Genomic DNA, 17,746 nt, shown 5'->3' on the forward strand with positions numbered 1-17,746 from the left:
GATTCAGACGGCAACCGGCGCCGCGATGTGCGGGTGCGGGTCGTAGTTGTCGAGCCGGAAATCTTCGAAGCGGAAAGCGAAGATGTCCTTGACCTCGGGGTTGATCCACATCGTCGGCAGGGCGCGCGGTTCGCGCGACAACTGCAGCCGGGCCTGTTCAAAATGGTTGGTGTACAGGTGGGCGTCGCCGAAGGTATGGACGAAGTCGCCCGGGCGGTAGCCGCAGACCTGGGCCAGCATCATCGTCAGTAGCGCGTAGGAGGCGATGTTGAACGGCACGCCGAGGAAGATGTCGGCGCTGCGCTGATAGAGCTGGCAGGACAGCTTGCCGTCGGCGACGTAGAACTGGAACAGGCAGTGGCAGGGCGGCAGCGCCATGCTGTCGACGTCGCCGGGATTCCAGGCCGAGACGATGTGCCGGCGGGAATCGGGGTTGTGCTTGAGGCTGTGCACCAGTTGCGCGATCTGGTCGACCAGGCGGCCGTCCGGGCATTCCCAGCGCCGCCATTGCTTGCCGTAAACCGGCCCGAGGTCGCCGTTCTCGTCGGCCCACTCGTCCCAGATGCGGACGCCGTTCTCTTTCAGGTAGGCGATGTTGGTGTCGCCCTGAAGGAACCACAGCAGTTCGTGGATGATAGATTTCAGGTGCAGCTTTTTCGTGGTCAGCGCGGGAAAGCCCTGGGCCAGATCGAAACGCATCTGCCAGCCGAACACCGAGCGGGTGCCGGTGCCGGTGCGGTCGGATTTGTCCTGTCCGTTTTCCAGGACATGGCGCATCAGGTCGAGGTATTGCTGCATCGGGTGCTTGGTGATGATGGCGATGCGGGCATTCTAACCCAAGCTGACGGGGGCTTCTTGTGTCGCATGTCGATTGGATTAGAATGAGCGGCTGAAGATGCGGGGGAGAGTGCGTTGCTGAACAAGATGGGAAACCTGGGCGGACTGTTCGAGAAGCGGCATGGCCATCCTTTGGCCGATGCCCGCGAGTTGCAGCACATCGTCAGCGAACTGCCCAAAGACAATGCTTTCAAGGCCATGGACGAGATCGGCGGCTGGCTGGATTCGCTGCTGGTGGCTGAGGATTTTCCGGTCGATCGGCGTTTCGACGCGATCCGCCACTTGGAAGACGCCGCCGTCCCGCATCTGCGCCGGCTGGCGCGCGAATATCTGCATACCGTCCGCCTGTCGAAGGCCGAGGAAAAGCGCCTGTGGGCCATCAACGGGGGCTTCTGGTCGCTGCTGGCCAAGGTGTATGAGCAGACGCTCGATCTCCTGCTGGCCCGGGGGCTGACTGCCGAAACAAGCAAGTACATCCTGCCGGCACTGTGCACGCGCCTGCTGGCTGCCCTGCGGGCGGTGCTGAAATGGGAGCAATTCCACTACGGCCCGACGCCGGCCGATTTATGGCAGCGCATGGGGCGGCTGGTGCTGCTGGCTGGCGAACATGGTTTTGCGTCCCGGGTCGTCAACATCGGCGGCGTGTCGGGTAACACCTCGGTGCTGGCCGAATACCGCAAGGCCATGGTTTTCCAGGCCGCGTCGATGGACAGCCTGTTGCCGCTCGAGATCGAACTGGCCGAGCGCTTCATCGTCCATTTCCTGAGTCGCTTCGACTTTCCCGAACAGGCCGAGCACGATTGCGTGTACTGGGTCGATCTGGCAGTGGCCCAGCCGCCGTTGCGACTGGCCAGGATGCCGGCGGAGGCCAAGGCCAGTCTACGCTTCTTCCGCCCCGGCGCGGCACATGGCGAGATTCAGGCCTTGCTCGGCTTGCTCGAACGTGGTGGCGACCTGCCCGAAGACATCATGCTCGGCGCGCAGTACCCGGCCAAGGCATTGATTCCGGTATTGCGTCACCTGGCGGCCTACCTGGCGCCGATTCCGCCGCAGCGACGGCACGACCGGCACCGCGTCAAGCACCGGATGTCGGTGCTCAACGGACTGGTCAATGCCTTTGTCGCCTTTTCCGGCGAATTCGGCGGCCGGCCGGCCGGCCTGCAGATCGAAAGCTGGGTGGTCGAGAATGTCAGCCGGGGCGGTTTCGGCGCCTCGCTCAACAGCATTCCCGGTGAATGGCTCAAGGTCGGTGCCCTGCTGGCCCTGCAGCCGGAGGGTGGCGAGAACTGGTTGCTCGGTTGCGTGCGCCGTTATCACCGCGAGTCGGCGACCGAGGCCCGGGTCGGTATCGAGACGCTGGCTCGCTTGATCGAGTCGGTCGAATTGCGTCCGAAAATGGCGTCAAGCTATGCCGCCGTGGCCGGCATTCCGTCGCTGCTGCTGCTTGAGGGCAATCCGCCCGGGGAACTGCGGGTGATCCTGCCGCCCTATACCTTCGACCCGCGCGAATCCTACGAATATCGCCAGGATGGACAGCGCGTCGTGCTCGAACCGCTGGTTGTCGTCGAACACACCAACGATTACGAGTTGGCGCGCTACCGTATCGTTCCGGCCTGAGCGCTCAGGCCGGGCGAACGGCGGATTTGGGGCGGAAACCCTTGATTACCGCGTCGTTGGTTTCGATCCAGGGGCCGCCGATCAGGTCGATGCAGTAAGGCACGGCAGCGAAGATGCCGACATGGCGCACCGTGCCGTCGGCGTCGCGGACGCCTTCGAGCGTTTCGCGGATCGATTTGGGCTGGCCCGGCAGATTGATGATCAAGGCCTGCTTGCGGATCACTGCCACCTGGCGCGAGAGGATCGCGGTCGGGACGAAATTCAGGCTGATCCGGCGCATTTCTTCACCGAACCCCGGCATTTCCTTGTCGCCGACGGCCAGTGTGGCTTCCGGGGTGACGTCGCGCAGCGCCGGGCCGGTGCCGCCGGTGGTCAGTACCAGGTGGCAGCCGCAGTCGTCGACGAGTTCGATCAGCGTCTGTTCGATCAACGGCCGTTCGTCGGCGATCAGCCGGGTCTCGACCTGCCAGGGGGTGGTCAGGGCGCCGGCCAGCCATTCCTGCAGGGCCGGAATGCCCTTGTCTTCGTAAACACCGGTCGAGGCACGGTCGCTGATCGAAACCAGGCCGACCCGCAGGCCGACCCGCAGGCTGTCATTCGTCGCCATCTTCGTTCTCCGTGGCTGCCGGCGTGCCGTCGAGTTCCTTCAGGATCTGGAAAATGGCGCGGAAGCTTTTCGGCGGCTTGTTGAGTTCCTGTTCCTTCAGAGCGTTGCGGCGCAACTGACGCAGGTGCTGGATGTCGACGCCCGGCCACTGATTGGCGATTTCAGTCAGCGTCGTTTCGTCTTCCATCAGGCGGACGCGGAAGCGTTCCAGGCGATGGATGCGGGCGACTTCGGCCGCCGATTCGCCGCGCAGTTTGGCCAGACCGGCGCGGATCGGCTCGTCATCGACGCCGCGCATCAGTTTGCCGATGTATTGCAGTTGCCGACGGCGGGCACCGTGGGCGGTGATTTTCTGACAATCGCGGACGGCGGTCAGCAGGTTTTCCGGCAAGTCGATGCGCTTGAGCTGGCTGACCGGGAGCTCGACCAGTTCGGCACCGAGATCGCGCAATTCGTGCATGGCTTCCTTCAACTTGGTCTTGGAAGGGCGCGTGTAATCTTCGGAGAAGTCTTCTTCTTGCATGGCTGGGTCCGGTACGGCAATGGCGGGCTGCTATGATAGCGACTTTTCCCCGAAACGACGCCGCTTCCATGCCCGAAACCGCCGCTTTTTCCCACGCTTTCCCCGTGCTCCAGCAGCTTGCCGAAGATGTCTTGAAACACGCCCGGAACAAGGGGGCGACGGCCTGCGAAGTCGATGTTTCCGAGGGTTTCGGGCAGTCGGTGACGGTCCGTTGCGACGAAGTCGAGACTATCGAATTCAATCGCGACAAGGGCATCGGCATCACCGTCTATGCCGGGCAGCGCAAGGGCTATGCGAGCACCTCGGATTTCTCCGCGCAGGCGCTGCGCGATACGGTCGAGGCGGCGCTGAACATCGCCCGCTTCACCGCCGAGGACGACTGCGCCGGCTTGGCCGACGCGGCATTGATGGCCAAGGAAGGGCCCGATCTCGACCTGTACCATCCGTGGGCGCTGAGCGTCGATGAGTCGATCGAACTGGCCCGCCGCTGCGAGCAGGCGGCGTTCGACGCCAGCCCGCTGATCGACAATTCGGAAGGGGCGACGATTTCGACCCAGCAGGCGCACTTCGTCTCGGCCAACAGCTTGGGCTTCATGGGCGGTTATCCGACCTCGCGCCACTACATTTCGGCTTCGGTGATCGCCGGCGAGCGCGACCAGATGCAGCGTGACGACTGGTACACCACGCACCGCGATGCCGCTCGCCTGGAAAGCCCGGAGAGTGTCGGCCGCATCGCCGCCGAACGGGCGGTGGCCCGGCTCGGCGGGCGCAAGCTGCGCACCGGCGAATACCCGGTACTGTTCGAGGCGCCGCTGGCCGCCGGCCTGCTCGGCAGCCTGGTGCATGCGGCGAGCGGCGGCGCCCTGTACCGCAAGGCCTCGTTCCTGATCGACCATCTGGGCAAGAAAATCATGCCGGACTTCGTGCGCATCGTCGAGCGTCCGCACATCCCTTGCGGCCTGGCCAGCGCCGCCTTCGACAGCGACGGCGTCGCCACCCGCGACAGCGATGTGGTGGTCGACGGCGTGCTCCAGCGCTACTTCTTGTCCACCTATACCGCCCGCAAGCTGGGCATGCAGACGACAGCCAACGCCGGCGGCAGCCACAACCTGATCATCGAACCCGGCGAACTCGACCGCGACGGCCTGCTGGCGCGCATGGGCCGGGGCTTGCTGCTGACCGAGATGCTCGGTCATGGCGTCAATTACGTGAATGGCGATTACTCGCGCGGCGCGGCTGGTTTCTGGGTCGAGAACGGCAAGATCGTGCACCCGGTCGAGGAAATCACCATCGCTGGCAATCTGCGCGACATGTTCGCCGGCATCGTCGCCGTCGGTCGCGATGTGCAGGTGCGCGGCAGCAAGCAGACCGGTTCGATCCTGCTTGACCGGATGACCATCGCTGGCGAGTAATCGGCCTCAGCTGGGCATGTGCGGATAGATCTGCAACAGCGCCCGCTGGTGCAGCGCGATCAGTTGCAGCGTCTGGCGCAGCTTTTCCTGCGTCTCGGGCGATAGCGCAGACGGATCGATATGGTTGTCCGGTGCTTCTCCGCGCATCAGCGCCTGCCGTTGCTGGCGGACACGCAGTTCGCCAATGAAGGCCCAGCTCCCGGCCAGATCGTGAGCGCCCGCTTCGCTCAACCAGCGCTTGCCGGCAGCGGCGAGCAGACGCGGCAGCGTGCTGCTGGTGTGGACAAAGCCGGCCGCCAGGCTGTGGATGCGCGCCAGTTCGACCAGCGGGATGGTGGCGGCGTGCTTGAGGTCGAGGCGTCCGCTGTCGTCCACGATGAAGCGCCGGAACATGCCCAGCGCCGAGGGTGCCACGTTGGCATTGGCGACCCAGTGGGCGAGCAGCGAATCGTGGCGTGGGCAGAGCTCGGCCAGGGTGGCGAACAGCGGGCTCAGCAGCCGGGCGTCGCCGTCGATGCCGCGCAGATCGAAGAAGTTGCCGGCCAGCCGGGCCTTGTGCCGGTCGCTGGCGACGATCCAGTCGTGAAAGTGCTGCGCCCAGTCGCTGCTGCGCAGCCGCCAGGCCGGGTTGCTGGCCATCATGTTGCCTGGGCACAGAATGAAACCGTAGTCGGCCAGGCCGCTGCAGACGCGCCCGGCGAGTTCGGCGAAATAGGCGCCGTGGCGGTTTTCGCGGTAATCCTCGGCGAACACCAGGGCATTGTCCTGGTCGGAGTTGAGCGTCAGTTCGCGCCGGCCCTGCGATCCGTAGGCAATCCAGGCATAGGCCACCGGCGGCGGCCCAAGTTCGGCCTGCGCCAGTTGCAGCAGGCGCCGGGTCAGGGCGTCGGCCGCATCGCTGACCAGCCCGGCGGCGCTTTCCGCTGTCCCGTCCTGGGCTGCGGCCAGCCACAGACCGCCCAGAGCCTCGGCCAGCCGGGCCAGGGCCTGGGGCGTCGGGGCGTCGGCGAGATGCCGGAGGAAGTGCTGGAAATGCGTGTTCAGGAGGTTTTTCGCCAGGCGGATGTTGCCTGTAAGCATAAGCGCTGCCGGGAATCTGTGCCAGATGCTCGCCAAATCGCCGGGTTTGCGGAAAAATGCAGGCATATCGTAAAACAGCCCTATCCTGCGCAGGCAGGAGGAGACATGACATGCAACGCCGAGATTTCCTGGTAAAAGCCGCGCTGGGTACCGCCGCTGCTTCGCTGGCCGCTTGTGGCCGGGACGAAGCGCCGCCGGCAGTCGAACCTGTCGCCGCCCCTGCGGCCCCGCCGGAACCGCCGCCGGCGCCGGCGGTTCAGCCCGGTTTGCCGGCGATTCGCTGGCGTTTGACGTCGAGTTTTCCGCGCAGCCTGGACACCATTTTCGGTGGCGCCGAAGTGCTCGCCAACCGCGTCCGGGCGATGACCGGCGGGCGTTTCGATATCCGTGTCTTCCAGGGCGGCGAGATCGTGCCCGGCCTGCAGGCGCTCGATGCCGTCGAGCAAGGCACGGTCGAGGTGGCGCACACCTGTTCCTACTACTATGTCGGCAAGGACAAGACCTTCGGCTTCGGCACCGCGATGCCGTTCGGCCTGAATGCCCGGCAGATGAATGCCTGGATCTACTACGGCGGCGGTCAGGAGCTGCTCGACGATTTTTACGCCAACTACCGGCTGCTATCGTTTGCCGGCGGCAATACCGGGGCGCAGATGGGCGGCTGGTGGCGCAAGACGGTGGCTACGGTCGACGACCTCAAGGGGATCAAGATGCGCATCGCCGGCCTGGGCGGAGCGGTGTTCTCCGAACTCGGTGTGGTGCCGCAGCAGATCGCCGGTGGCGACATCTATCCGGCGCTCGAGCGCGGCACGATCGATGCCGCCGAGTGGGTCGGTCCCTACGACGACGAGCGCCTGGGTTTCTACAAGGTGGCCAAGAATTATTACTATCCCGGCTGGTGGGAGCCAGGGCCGACCATCCATTTCTTCGTCAATCAGGCGGAATGGGAAAAGCTGCCGCGCGAGTACCAGGAAGTTTTCCGGGCTGCGGCTTACGAGGCCAACGTGGCCATGATGGCCCGCTACGATCACCAGAATCCGATTGCCCTGACCAAGCTGTTGCAGAGCGGGGTCAAGCTGCAGGAGTTTTCCGAACCCATCCTCAAGGCGGCCTACAAGGCGGCGCAACAGATCTACGCCGATGAGGCGAAGAAGAATCCGGCATTCAAGAAAATCCTGACCGCCTACGACAAGTACCGGCGCAGCCAGAATGCCTGGTTCAGCGTTGCCGAGAACCGCATGGATGTCTTCCTCCAGTCGCAGGCCTGATCCCATGAGCGACGATCAGAAGCCGTGCACGCGTTTGTGCATCGTCCGCCACGGCGAGACGGAATGGAATGCCGAACGACGCATCCAGGGGCAGATCGATATCGGTCTGAACGATACCGGACGCCGGCAGGCGATGGCGGCCGGGCGCTGGCTGGCGCCGGCGGGGATTACCGCGCTGTACGCCAGCGATCTGCGCCGGGCCTGGGATACGGCGGCCGAAATTGGTCGCTGCCTGGGCATGCAGGCAGTGTCCACGCCGGAACTGCGCGAGCGCCGCTACGGTGTTTTCGAAGGCTTGACCTATGTCGAGGCCGCCCGGCGCTATCCCGAGGGCTATGCCGCTTTCGAGGGGCGCAATGCCGATTACGATTTCGAGAACGGCGAAAGCCTGAAGGCGATGTTCGCCCGGGTTACCGGCAAGCTCAGTGAAATCGCCGCCCGGCATCCCGGCCAGAACGTTGCCGTCGTCGTCCATGGTGGCGTGCTCGACGTGATCAACCGTTTTGTGCGCGGCAACCCGCTCGAGATGCCGCGCGACTTCCTGATTCCGAATGCCGGCATCAACTGGATTTCCGTGTGCGACGGGCGGTGGGCGGTGGACAGCTGGGGTGAAACCGGGCATCTGGCCGACGGTGCGCTGGACGAGCTGCCTTCGTGATAAAATTCCTGCCCTTTTCAATGGCTTGAGGCATTCCTCCATGTTTTCCGCGAAAGACACCCTGGCAAAAGTTGACCCTGAACTGTGGACGGCCATCGAGGCCGAGAACAAGCGTCAGGAAGATCACATCGAACTGATCGCGTCCGAAAACTACGTCAGCAAGGCGGTCATGGAAGCCCAGGGCTCGCAGCTGACCAACAAATACGCCGAAGGCTACCCGGGCAAGCGCTACTACGGCGGTTGCGAGCACGTCGATGTTGCCGAGCAGATTGCCATTGACCGCATCAAGGCGCTGTTCGGCGCCGATGCCGCCAACGTCCAGCCGAACTCCGGTTCGCAGGCCAACCAGGCCGTGCTGATGGCCTTCTGCAAGCCGGGCGACACGATCATGGGCATGAGCCTGGCCGAAGGCGGCCACCTGACCCACGGCATGCCGCTGAACATGTCCGGCAAGTGGTTCAACGTCGTCTCCTACGGCCTCAACGAAAAGGAAGAAATCGACTACGACAAGATGGAAGCGCTGGCCCGCGAGCACAAGCCGCGCCTGATCGTCGCCGGTGCTTCGGCCTACGCGCTGCGCATCGATTTCGAGCGCTTTGCCAAGATCGCCAAGGAAGTCGGCGCCATCTTCTGGGTCGACATGGCTCACTACGCCGGTCTGATCGCTGCCGGTTTCTACCCGAACCCGGTGCCGTTCGCCGATGTCGTCACCACGACCACGCACAAGACCCTGCGCGGTCCGCGCGGCGGCGTCGTGCTGATGAAGGCCGAACACGAGAAGGCGATCAACTCCGCCATCTTCCCAGGCCTGCAGGGCGGCCCGCTGATGCACGTGATCGCTGCCAAGGCTGTTGCCTTCAAGGAAGCGGCGACGCCCGAGTTCAAGAACTACCAGGAGCAGGTGATCATGAACGCCCGCGTCATGGCCCGCGTGCTGGGTGAAGAGCGCGGCCTGCGCATCGTCTCCGGCCGTACCGAAAGCCACGTCTTCCTGGTCGACCTGCGCGCCAAGAACCTGACCGGCAAGGAAGCCGAAGCGGCGCTGGGCAATGCCCACATCACCGTCAACAAGAACGGCATCCCGAACGACCCGCAGAAGCCGATGGTTACCTCCGGCATCCGCATCGGTTCGCCGGCGATGACGACGCGCGGCTTCACCGAGATCGAAGCCGAGCAGATCGCTCACCTGATCGCCGACGTGCTCGACGCGCCGAACGACGAAGCGGTTGCCGCCCGTGTCCGTGAGCAGGTGTCGGCGCTGTGCAAGCGCTTCCCGGTCTACGGTGCCTAAAAGCCCATGAAGTGTCCTTTCTGCGGCAATGACGAAACCGGGGTGGTCGACACCCGGGTTTCCGAAGAGGGCGACATCGTCCGTCGCCGCAGGAAGTGCGCTGCCTGTGACAAGCGTTTCACCACCTACGAACGGGCCGAAATCCAGTTGCCGCAGGTGGTCAAGAAGAACGGCCTGCGCGCCGACTTCAACCGTGCCAAGCTGCGCGCCAGCCTCGAGCTGGCGCTGCGCAAGCGGCCGGTGTCGATCGAATCGGTCGACGCGGCAATCGCCGACATCGAGGAAAAGCTGCTCACCGCCGGCGAACGCGAGGTCAGCACGCAGCAACTGGGCGAACTGGTGATGCGCGAGCTGAAGAAGCTCGACAAGGTCGCCTACATCCGCTTTGCCTCCGTCTATCGCAATTTCGAAGACGTCGACGCCTTCTCCAAGGCGATCAAGGAAGTCTCACCGGTTTCCCGCAAGAAATGAGTTTTTCCGCCCTCGACCGCAGCATGATGGCGCGGGCGCTGCAACTGGCTGAACGCGGCCTGTGGACGACCTCGCCCAATCCGCGTGTCGGTTGCGTGCTGGTCCGCGCGGGTGAAATCGTCGGCGAAGGCTGGCACGAGAAGGCGGGCGAACCTCATGCCGAAGTCCACGCCCTGCGTGCCGCTGGCGAGCGGGCGCGTGGCGCCACCGCTTACGTCACGCTGGAGCCCTGCAGCCACCACGGGCGTACGCCGCCCTGTGCGGAAGCGCTGATCGCTGCCGGCGTCAGCCGCGTCGTCGCGGCGATGGGCGATCCGAATTCGCTGGTTGCCGGGCGCGGTCTGAGCCTGCTGCAGGCGGCCGGGATCGAGACGGCCAGCGGCCTGATGGAAAACGAGGCGCGTGAGCTGAACATCGGCTTCGTCTCGCGCATGACCCGTGGTCGGCCGTGGTTGCGGCTCAAGGCGGCAGCCAGCCTGGACGGCAAGACGGCGCTGAACAACGGCGTCAGCCAGTGGATCACCGGCCCGGATGCGCGTCGCGATGGTCATCGCTGGCGGGCGCGAGCCTGCGCCGTGCTGACCGGGGTCGGCACCGTCCGTGACGACGATCCCAGTCTGACCGTGCGCGATGTCGACACCCCGCGCCAACCGCTGCGGGTGGTGGTCGATAGCCGTCTGGAAACGCCGCCGACGGCGAAGATCCTGACCGGTGGCGGAACGCTGATCTTTGCGGCGGAGGACGACGCGGAGCGGGCCGCGCGGCTGCGCGACTCCGGTGCCGAAATCGTTTTCCTGCCCAATCCCCGGGGCAAGGTTGACCTGGCGGCGCTGCTGCAGGAACTGGGGCGGCGCGGCATCAACGAGGTGCATGCCGAAGCCGGCAGCAAACTCAACGGCTCCTTGCTGCGCGAAGGCCTGGTCGACGAATTCGTCTTCTACCTCGCGCCCTGCCTGATTGGCGACGACGCGGCCGGCTTGTTCAGCCTGCCGGCGCTGACTACGCTAGCCGACAAGCGGGCGCTGAAGATTCTCGATCTGCGGCAGATTGGCGCAGATATTCGCCTGACCGCACGGCCGAGTTAGGCGCGCAGACCGCGCAGTCCGGGTCGCGGCGAAACTTCACGGTCCGCCATTCCATGTTCAGGGCGTCGAGCAGCAGCAGGCGGCCACTCAGCGATTCACCGATGCCGGCGGCGAGCTTCAGTGCTTCGGCTGCCTGCATCGTGCCGACGATGCCGGTCAGCGGGGCGAACACGCCCATCACCGCACAGCGGACTTCCTCGACATCCTCGCCTTCGGGAAACAGGCAGTGGTAGCACGGGGCGTCGTCGCGGGCCAGGTCGTAGACGCTGACCTGGCCGTCGAAGCGGATGGCGGCGCCGGACACCAATGGCTTGCGGTGATGCACGCAGGCGCGGTTGATGGCGTGGCGGGTGGCGAAATTGTCGGTGCAGTCGAGGACGATGTCGGCGCTGGCAACCAGCGCGTCGAGCTCGGCGCCGGCCAGGCGCTGTTGCAGCGGAACGACTTCGATCGTGGGGTTCAGTGCGGCCAGCGCCAGCCGGCCGGATTCGGCCTTGGCCATGCCGACGCGAGCCTCGGTGTGGATGATCTGGCGTTGCAGGTTGGTCAGGTCGACCGCATCGTCGTCGACCAGCGTGATCCTGCCGATGCCGCCCGAGGCAAGATAAAGCGCTGCCGGCGAGCCGAGGCCGCCGGCGCCAACGATCAAGGCGTGAGTGTCGAGAATGCGCTGTTGCCCCTCGATGCCGAGCGCGTCGAGCAGGATGTGCCGGCTGTAGCGGAGAAGCTGCTCGTCGGTCACTTGTACTCGCGCCACTCCGGCGGCGTATCGTCGTGGTCGCCGTGCGGGCGGTGTTCCCAGGCTTGCACGTAAGCGCCTTCAGGCGTCGGCTTGAGGCGTTTTTCAGGAACGACCATGTTGTGCAACTGGGTGTCCTCGACGTAATGGATCAGCGCGCGTGTCAGCTTGCTCATCAGCGTGTTGTCGAGGTGGTAGCCCTTGTCTTCCAGATGGTCTTCCAGCTCGGCCAGCGTGTGCTGGGTCAGTTCGTACTCGACGCCGAGCGCACGCTTCTCGTACTTCGGCTCGACGTCGATTTCGTCCATGTTCTTCAGGTCGTCCGCCGCCTCCGGCACCTGGCCGGGCGGGAACTTGGAGAACAGGATCTCCCTTTTCTTCCTGAGGTCTGCGTTGTTGCCCATCATCCCTCCGTGCTCGGATGCCTGATGTCTACTTGCCCTGCATGATCTGCAGGCCCTTGAGGATGTTCAGCGCCTGCTGGAACTGGTAGTCGTTCTGGCTGGCGTATTCCAGGCGGGCCGGCATTTCGTCGCTTTCTTCCTTGTCCTGCTTGCCAGCCGGTTTGGCCGGTGCCGGCTTGCTTTCGTCCTTGGCGGCTTCGCGCTTGTCCTCGAGGTGGCGTTCCAGATCGGCCTCGCGAACACGGGCGGCGCTGCTGCCGTTGGGGCTTTCCTCAACGACGATGTCCGGGGTGATGCCCTTGGCCTGGATCGAACGGCCTTCCGGCGTGTAATAGCGGGCCGTGGTCAGCTTGATCGCGGTGTTGTTGGGTAGCGGCAGGACCGATTGGACGGAACCCTTGCCGAAGGTCTGGGTGCCGACGATGGCGGCGCGCTTGTGATCCTGCAGTGCACCGGCGACGATTTCCGAAGCCGAGGCCGAGCCGCCATTGACCAGTACCACCATCGGGACTTTCTTGACGCCGACCGGCAGGTTGCGCAACGGATCTTCGCGGGTGCCGCGCAGGTAGTCGCGCGGCCGGGCGAGGAACTCCTGTTTGGCGTCCGGGGTCCGGCCATCGGTCGATACGACCTTGGTGTCCGGCGGCAGGAAGGCGGCGGAAACGCCGATGGCGCCGTGGAGCAGGCCGCCCGGATCGTTGCGCAGGTCGAGCACCAGGCCCTTGAGATCGCCTTCCTTGTAAACATTGCTCAGATGCTTGGCCAGGTCGGGTACCGTGGCTTCCTGGAACTGGGTGATGCGGACCCAGGCGTAGCCGGGTTCGACAATTTTTGACTTGACGCTCTGCACCTTGATGACTTCGCGGACCAGCGTGATTTCCAACGGCTTGCTCTCGCCTTTACGCAGGATGCTCAGGCGGATGGCGGTCTTGGGCTTGCCGCGCATCTTCTTGACCGCATCGGACAGGCTCAGGCCCTTGACCGGGGTGTCGTCGAGCTTGAAGATCAGGTCGCCGGCCTTGACGCCGGCCCGGTAGGCGGGCGTGTCCTCGATCGGCGAGACGACCTTGACCAGGCCGTCTTCCATGCCGACTTCGATGCCGAGGCCGCCGAACTCTCCCTGGGTGCCGACCTGCAGATCCTTGAACGAATCGGCATCGAGGTAGGCAGAGTGCGGGTCGAGATTGGACAACAGGCCGGAGATCGCGTTGGCGATCATCTTCTTGTCATCGACCGGCTCGACGTAACCCTGTTTGATCGCGCTATAAACCTCGGCGAAAGTACGCAGGTCTTCGATCGGCAGGCCGGCACGCGCATCCTTCTCGGCGAAGGCCGGCAGCTGCAGCGTGATCAGGGCGCCGGCAACGAAGGCGCCGACGGTAAGGCTCAAGGTTTTGAATTTGCTCATTTCAGACTGGCCCATGACATGGGGTCGATCGGTTGCCCTTTGTGGCGGATTTCAAAGTATAAACCGGATTCCGGATTGCCTCCGGTATTGCCGACGGTGGCGATCGTCTCGCCGCCGCTGACGGCCTGGCCGACCTGCTTGAGCAGCGAATCGTTGTTGCCGTAGATCGACAGGTAGGCGTCGCCGTGATCGACGATCAGCAGGTTGCCGAAGCCGCGCATCCACTCGGAGAAGACGACGCGGCCGTTGGCCACGGCCTTGACCGGACTGCCGGTGTCGGTACGGATGAACAACCCGCGCCATTGGCCGCCGCCGTCGCGGGGGCGGCCGAAGCGGCCGATGACCGTGCCGCGCACCGGCAGGCGCAGTTTGCCACGTTGCTTGGCGAAACTGCCGTCGTTGGCGACCGGCTCGTAACGGTTTTCCGCCCCGCTGGCCTGGGCCGGCGGCGCCGGTTCGCGTGTTCCCGGCGAGGCGGTTTGCGGGCGGCGGGCCGCTTCGGCCGCTGCCTGGCGGCGCCGGCGCTCATCTTCCGCGGCCTTGGCGGCCTGCTGGGCGAGGATGCGTGACAGGCGTTCGACCAGTTGGGTCATGCGCTTTTCGTCGCGCTGCAGGGCGCCGATCTCGCGGCGTTGGGCGCGGACCTTGTCGGATATCTCGGCGTGCAGTGCCTTGCGCTCCTGGCGCTGTTTCTCCAGTTCGGCGTGGTTCTGCTTCTGTTCGCTTTCGACCGCTGCCAATTCTGTGGTCCGCTCGCGCGTGCTGGCTGCCAGGCGTTCCTTTTGCCGGATGGTGTTGCGGATCTCGCCCATCATTTCGGCTCGGGCGGCGGCGATGGCCGAAAGGTAATGGAGGTCGCGCGCCAGTTGATTCGGGTCGTCGCCGTTGAGCAGCAATTGCAGCGAGTCCGGGTTGCCGCGAAGGTATTGGCGGTAGAGCAGCTTTTCCAGTTGCTGCTGCTGCTGGTTGAGCGTCAGGCCCAGTTCGGCCGACTGGTTTTCAAGTGCCTGCAGCTGATTCTGCAATTGTCCGCGTTGCTGGCCAAGTTCATGCAGCTTGCGCTGCAGGCGGGAAATCTGGCGTTCCGATTCGCGCAGGCGGTCGGCGGCGTCGGCCCGGCTGCCTTCGCTGGACGACAATTCCTTGCGCAGGGATTCGATCCGGTTGCGCAGCTCGTCGAGGTCGGCGCGTTTTTCTGCGACTTCGGGGGCGCTGGCCGAGCGTTGGGCGTGCACGTCGCCGACGGCGCAGGCCAGCAGAAGTACGCAGGCGAGCAGCAGTCGCGATAGGGAAGCGGCCGAATCGGCAGCCATGCCGACTGGAAGGTGGGGCATCAGGGAAATTCTGGAATCGGTTCTATGAAAGGCAGGGCTTATTCTATAATCAACCGTTCAACCAATCTGGGGTTTTATCTTGGACGCGCCTTCCTTCAATCTGATCGACAAGCAGGAACACATCGAAATGGCGGCTCGCGCACTGAAGGCGATCGCCCACCCGCTGCGCCTGAAGATACTGTGCGTGGTCGGCGACCAGGAGGCGTGCGTGCAGGACATTGTCGAGCAGGTAGGCACCTCGCAGAGCAATATTTCCCAGCATCTGGCCATTCTGCGCGAAAAGGGCGTGCTGCTGACGCGCAAGGACGCCAATCGTGTTTTCTATCGGGTGGGCGATCAGCGCACCCTGCAGCTCGTCGGCATGATGCGCGAAGTTTTTTGTGGTGTGGAGAGTTAAGTAATGCCGATGGATTTCATCAACCAGAACATCCTGCTCGTTTCTATCGTCATCATCAGCGGCCTCGGTCTGCTGTGGCCGATGTTCTTCCGTCCGGTCGGCACCGCCGTCAATCCGGGCGAGGCCACCCTGCTGATCAATCGCGAGGATGCCCGGGTGCTCGACGTACGCGAGAGCAGCGAGTTCGCCGGCGGTCATATCCCGGATGCGATCAACATTCCGGGGGGCAAGCTGCTGGATCGTCTGCACGAGATCGAGAAGTTCAAGGACAAGCCGCTGATCGTCTGCTGTGCCGCCGGCATGCGCTCGAACAAGGCCTGTCGCGAGCTCAAGCAGAAGGGTTTCGAGAAGCTGTATAACCTGAGCGGCGGTGTCGATGCGTGGAATGCGGCCAGCTACCCGCTGCACAAGGGAAGCAAGAAGAAATGAACCAGCCGGTCCGGATGTACACCACCGAAATCTGCCCTTACTGCGTTCGCGCCAAGCGCCTGCTGAATGCGCGTGGGGTCAGCGAGATCGAGGAAATCCGGGTTGATCTCGACCCGGAACGTCGGGATGAAATGATGCAGAAAACCGGGCGGCGTACCGTGCCGCAAATCTTCATTGGCGAGACGCATGTCGGCGGTTGCGACGACCTGCATGCGCTCGATGCCGCCGGCAAGCTGTTGCCCTTGCTGGCCGGCGAAGCCTGAACCGATTAACCACCAGAAAGAGAAACATGGAACAGAACAACGAACAGCCGGTCTTCGGCATCGAAAAGCTTTACATCAAGGATCTGTCGGTCGAAGTGCCGAACGCGCCGGAAATTTTCCTGGAGCAGGAAGCGCCGCAGGTGACGGTCCAGTTGAATTCGACCGGCCGTGGTGTTGGCGAAGGTACCTTTGAAGTCGTCCTGACCGTGACGGTGACCGCCGCCATCGGTGAAAAGACCGTGTTCCTGGTCGAAGTCGGCCAGGCCGGCATCTTCCGCATCCTCAACGTGCCGGAAGAGCAACTGGAGCCGCTGGTTTCCATCGCCTGCCCGAACGTGCTGTTCCCGTATGCCCGCGAAGCGGTTTCCGACGCCGTGACGCGTGCCGGTTTCCAGCCCATCGTCCTGCAGCCGGTGAATTTCGAGGCGATGTACATGCAGCGCCTGCAGGAGCAGCAGCCGGCTCCCGACACCCCGCTGCAGTAAGGCCTGAGCATGCGCCGCCTGTTTCCCGCCCTGTGGGCGCTGCTGTTTGCCTTGCCGGCAATGGCCAGCGATTACCGTTCGGTCGTGGGGCCGGCGGCCATTCTTTACGACGCGCCGTCGCAAATGGCGAAAAAGCTTTACCTCATCCGCGCCCAGACGCCGGTCGAGGTTGTTGTCCGCCTGGAAGGCTGGTTCAAGGTACGCGATGCCGAAGGCACGCTGGCCTGGATCGAAGCCGCCCAACTGGCCGAGCGGCGCACCGTGATGGTCATCGCTGCGCGTGGCGAACTGCGCCAGGCCGATCGCGACGATGCGCCGGTGCTCGCCAGCCTGGATAAATGGCTGGTCGTCGATTACCTGGCGACGGGCGCGCCGGGCTGGGTGAAGGTGCGCCACCGCGACGGCGCCACCGGTTTCGTCCGCAGCACTCAGGTCTGGGGCACATGAAGCTGACGTTGATTGGTGCCGGGGCCTGGGGTAGTGCGCTGTCGATTGCCTTTGCCGACAGCCATGCGGTGACCCTGTGGTCGCGCGAAACCGACGTCGCCGAGGAAATCGAGGCGACCCGCGAGAATCGTCGTTTCCTGCCGGGCTATCGACTGCCCGACAGCATTGCGCTGTCTACCGATTTTGCAGCAGCAGTCGCTCAGGCCGAACTGCTCATCATCGCCACGCCGATCGCCGGTCTGCGACCGACACTCGAGCGGCTCAAGGCGCTTTCCTGCCGGACGCCGCTGCTATGGGTGTGCAAGGGCTTCGAGGCGGAAACCGGCAAGCTGCCGCATCAGGTCGTTGCCGAAGTGCTGGGCGACGATGCGGTTTGCGGTGCCCTGTCCGGTCCCAGTTTTGCCGAGGAAGTGGCTGCCGCCCAGCCGACTGCTGTCGCACTGGCCGCCAACGATCCGTGCTTCGCCCGAGAAACGGCACGGGCGCTGCACAGCAACCGCCTGCGCATCTATGCCAACGATGACCTGATTGGCGTCGAGGTCGGTGGTGCGGTAAAGAACGTGCTGGCCATCGCAACCGGTGTCTGCGACGGTCTGGGCCTCGGGCTCAATTCGCGTGCCGCGCTGATCACCCGCGGTCTGGCCGAAATCGCCCGCCTCGGCGTGGCCCTCGGCGGGCAGCGCGAAACCTTCATGGGGCTGGCCGGCATGGGCGACCTGATCCTGACCTGCACCGGCGACCTGTCGCGCAATCGTCGCGTCGGTTTGGGGCTGGCCCGTGGGCAGACGCTCGCCGAAGTGCTGGCGGCCCTCGGGCATGTTGCCGAAGGGGTGTATACAGCGCGCGAAACAGACCGCCTGGCCCGCGAACTCGATATCGACATGCCGATCAGCGTGGCGGTCGCGGCGGTCCTCGACGGTCGCCTGACGGCAGCTGCAGCCGTCGACCAACTGATGGCCCGCGATCCCAAGGAAGAGCTGGCCTGATCTTCCGG

The 17,746-nt window shown here is 64.4% G+C and carries 21 protein-coding genes; 13 read left to right on the forward strand and 8 right to left on the reverse strand.

The window, feature by feature from the left end:
- Positions 1-3: 3 nt before the first annotated feature.
- Complete coding sequence (locus G471_RS0108050) at positions 4-798, reverse strand: thymidylate synthase (protein WP_028994904.1); 795 nt, start codon at positions 796-798, stop codon at positions 4-6.
- A gap of 114 nt (positions 799-912) precedes the next feature.
- On the opposite strand from G471_RS0108050, the gene G471_RS0108055 reads away from it, so the two are divergent.
- Positions 913-2,454, forward strand: a complete 1,542-nt coding sequence (locus G471_RS0108055; protein ID WP_028994905.1) for a hypothetical protein — start codon at positions 913-915, stop codon at positions 2,452-2,454.
- A 4-nt stretch (positions 2,455-2,458) separates the two neighbouring features.
- Here G471_RS0108055 and mog read toward each other — a convergent pair whose 3' ends face one another.
- Positions 2,459-3,061 carry a molybdopterin adenylyltransferase gene (gene mog, locus G471_RS0108060; protein ID WP_028994906.1) on the reverse strand — a complete coding sequence of 201 codons (603 nt, stop codon included), beginning with the start codon at positions 3,059-3,061 and terminating at the stop codon, positions 2,459-2,461.
- Positions 3,048-3,584 carry a ribosome biogenesis factor YjgA gene (gene yjgA / locus G471_RS17065; RefSeq protein ID WP_043421183.1) on the reverse strand — a complete coding sequence of 179 codons (537 nt, stop codon included), beginning with the start codon at positions 3,582-3,584 and terminating at the stop codon, positions 3,048-3,050. Before yjgA ends, mog begins: the two co-directional genes overlap by 14 nt.
- Before the next feature lie 68 nt (positions 3,585-3,652).
- Between yjgA and pmbA the strand changes: the two genes are divergently transcribed.
- Positions 3,653-4,996 (forward strand): metalloprotease PmbA, encoded by a 1,344-nt coding sequence (pmbA, locus tag G471_RS0108070; RefSeq protein ID WP_028994907.1) that lies wholly within the window; start codon positions 3,653-3,655, stop codon positions 4,994-4,996.
- A gap of 6 nt (positions 4,997-5,002) precedes the next feature.
- Here pmbA and G471_RS17070 read toward each other — a convergent pair whose 3' ends face one another.
- Positions 5,003-6,076 carry a DUF294 nucleotidyltransferase-like domain-containing protein gene (locus tag G471_RS17070; RefSeq protein WP_051295362.1) on the reverse strand — a complete coding sequence of 358 codons (1,074 nt, stop codon included), beginning with the start codon at positions 6,074-6,076 and terminating at the stop codon, positions 5,003-5,005.
- A 110-nt stretch (positions 6,077-6,186) separates the two neighbouring features.
- On the opposite strand from G471_RS17070, the gene G471_RS0108080 reads away from it, so the two are divergent.
- The 5 genes from G471_RS0108080 to ribD are packed head-to-tail and all read left to right on the forward strand — an operon-like array spanning position 6,187 to position 10,846.
- Positions 6,187-7,341 carry a TRAP transporter substrate-binding protein gene (locus G471_RS0108080; RefSeq protein ID WP_028994908.1) on the forward strand — a complete coding sequence of 385 codons (1,155 nt, stop codon included), beginning with the start codon at positions 6,187-6,189 and terminating at the stop codon, positions 7,339-7,341.
- Positions 7,342-7,345: 4 nt separating this feature from the next.
- Positions 7,346-7,999: a histidine phosphatase family protein gene (locus G471_RS0108085; RefSeq protein ID WP_028994909.1), complete on the forward strand. Its 654-nt coding sequence runs from the start codon at positions 7,346-7,348 to the stop codon at positions 7,997-7,999.
- Positions 8,000-8,039: 40 nt separating this feature from the next.
- Positions 8,040-9,290, forward strand: coding sequence for a serine hydroxymethyltransferase (glyA, locus tag G471_RS0108090; RefSeq protein ID WP_028994910.1), 1,251 nt, complete (start codon positions 8,040-8,042; stop codon positions 9,288-9,290).
- A 6-nt stretch (positions 9,291-9,296) separates the two neighbouring features.
- A complete protein-coding gene (nrdR, locus tag G471_RS0108095; protein WP_028994911.1) occupies positions 9,297-9,761 on the forward strand; it encodes a transcriptional regulator NrdR in 465 nt (154 codons plus the stop codon).
- Positions 9,758-10,846 carry a bifunctional diaminohydroxyphosphoribosylaminopyrimidine deaminase/5-amino-6-(5-phosphoribosylamino)uracil reductase RibD gene (ribD, locus tag G471_RS0108100; protein WP_028994912.1) on the forward strand — a complete coding sequence of 363 codons (1,089 nt, stop codon included), beginning with the start codon at positions 9,758-9,760 and terminating at the stop codon, positions 10,844-10,846. The genes nrdR and ribD overlap by 4 nt, the downstream gene beginning before the upstream one ends.
- Here ribD and G471_RS17075 read toward each other — a convergent pair.
- From G471_RS17075 to G471_RS0108120, 4 genes are read right to left on the reverse strand one after another with little or no spacing between them, the layout of a single operon-like run.
- Complete coding sequence (locus tag G471_RS17075) at positions 10,761-11,588, reverse strand: HesA/MoeB/ThiF family protein (RefSeq protein ID WP_081700163.1); 828 nt, start codon at positions 11,586-11,588, stop codon at positions 10,761-10,763. The genes ribD and G471_RS17075 overlap by 86 nt on opposite strands.
- Positions 11,585-11,989 carry a hypothetical protein gene (locus G471_RS0108110; protein ID WP_088177964.1) on the reverse strand — a complete coding sequence of 135 codons (405 nt, stop codon included), beginning with the start codon at positions 11,987-11,989 and terminating at the stop codon, positions 11,585-11,587. Before G471_RS0108110 ends, G471_RS17075 begins: the two co-directional genes overlap by 4 nt.
- A 28-nt stretch (positions 11,990-12,017) precedes the next feature.
- Positions 12,018-13,397: a S41 family peptidase gene (locus G471_RS0108115; RefSeq protein ID WP_051295363.1), complete on the reverse strand. Its 1,380-nt coding sequence runs from the start codon at positions 13,395-13,397 to the stop codon at positions 12,018-12,020.
- On the reverse strand, positions 13,394-14,731 hold the full coding sequence (locus G471_RS0108120; RefSeq protein ID WP_081700165.1) for a murein hydrolase activator EnvC family protein: 1,338 nt from the start codon (positions 14,729-14,731) through the stop codon (positions 13,394-13,396). The genes G471_RS0108115 and G471_RS0108120 overlap by 4 nt, the downstream gene beginning before the upstream one ends.
- Positions 14,732-14,858: 127 nt before the next feature.
- Between G471_RS0108120 and G471_RS0108125 the strand changes: the two genes are divergently transcribed.
- From G471_RS0108125 to G471_RS0108150, 6 genes are read left to right on the forward strand one after another with little or no spacing between them, the layout of a single operon-like run.
- Positions 14,859-15,128 (forward strand): ArsR/SmtB family transcription factor, encoded by a 270-nt coding sequence (locus tag G471_RS0108125; protein WP_051295369.1) that lies wholly within the window; start codon positions 14,859-14,861, stop codon positions 15,126-15,128.
- Between the two features lie 3 nt (positions 15,129-15,131).
- A complete protein-coding gene (locus G471_RS0108130) occupies positions 15,132-15,557 on the forward strand; it encodes a rhodanese-like domain-containing protein (protein ID WP_051295364.1) in 426 nt (141 codons plus the stop codon).
- A complete protein-coding gene (grxC, locus tag G471_RS0108135) occupies positions 15,554-15,820 on the forward strand; it encodes a glutaredoxin 3 (RefSeq protein WP_028994918.1) in 267 nt (88 codons plus the stop codon). Before G471_RS0108130 ends, grxC begins: the two co-directional genes overlap by 4 nt.
- A gap of 26 nt (positions 15,821-15,846) precedes the next feature.
- Positions 15,847-16,305 (forward strand): protein-export chaperone SecB, encoded by a 459-nt coding sequence (gene secB / locus G471_RS0108140; RefSeq protein ID WP_028994919.1) that lies wholly within the window; start codon positions 15,847-15,849, stop codon positions 16,303-16,305.
- Between the two features lie 9 nt (positions 16,306-16,314).
- On the forward strand, positions 16,315-16,752 hold the full coding sequence (locus tag G471_RS0108145; RefSeq protein WP_028994920.1) for an SH3 domain-containing protein: 438 nt from the start codon (positions 16,315-16,317) through the stop codon (positions 16,750-16,752).
- Positions 16,749-17,738: an NAD(P)H-dependent glycerol-3-phosphate dehydrogenase gene (locus G471_RS0108150; RefSeq protein WP_028994921.1), complete on the forward strand. Its 990-nt coding sequence runs from the start codon at positions 16,749-16,751 to the stop codon at positions 17,736-17,738. The genes G471_RS0108145 and G471_RS0108150 overlap by 4 nt, the downstream gene beginning before the upstream one ends.
- Positions 17,739-17,746: the final 8 nt, after the last annotated feature.

The sequence above is a fragment of the Azonexus hydrophilus DSM 23864 genome (assembly GCF_000429605.1).
GTDB lineage: Bacteria > Pseudomonadota > Gammaproteobacteria > Burkholderiales > Rhodocyclaceae > Azonexus > Azonexus hydrophilus.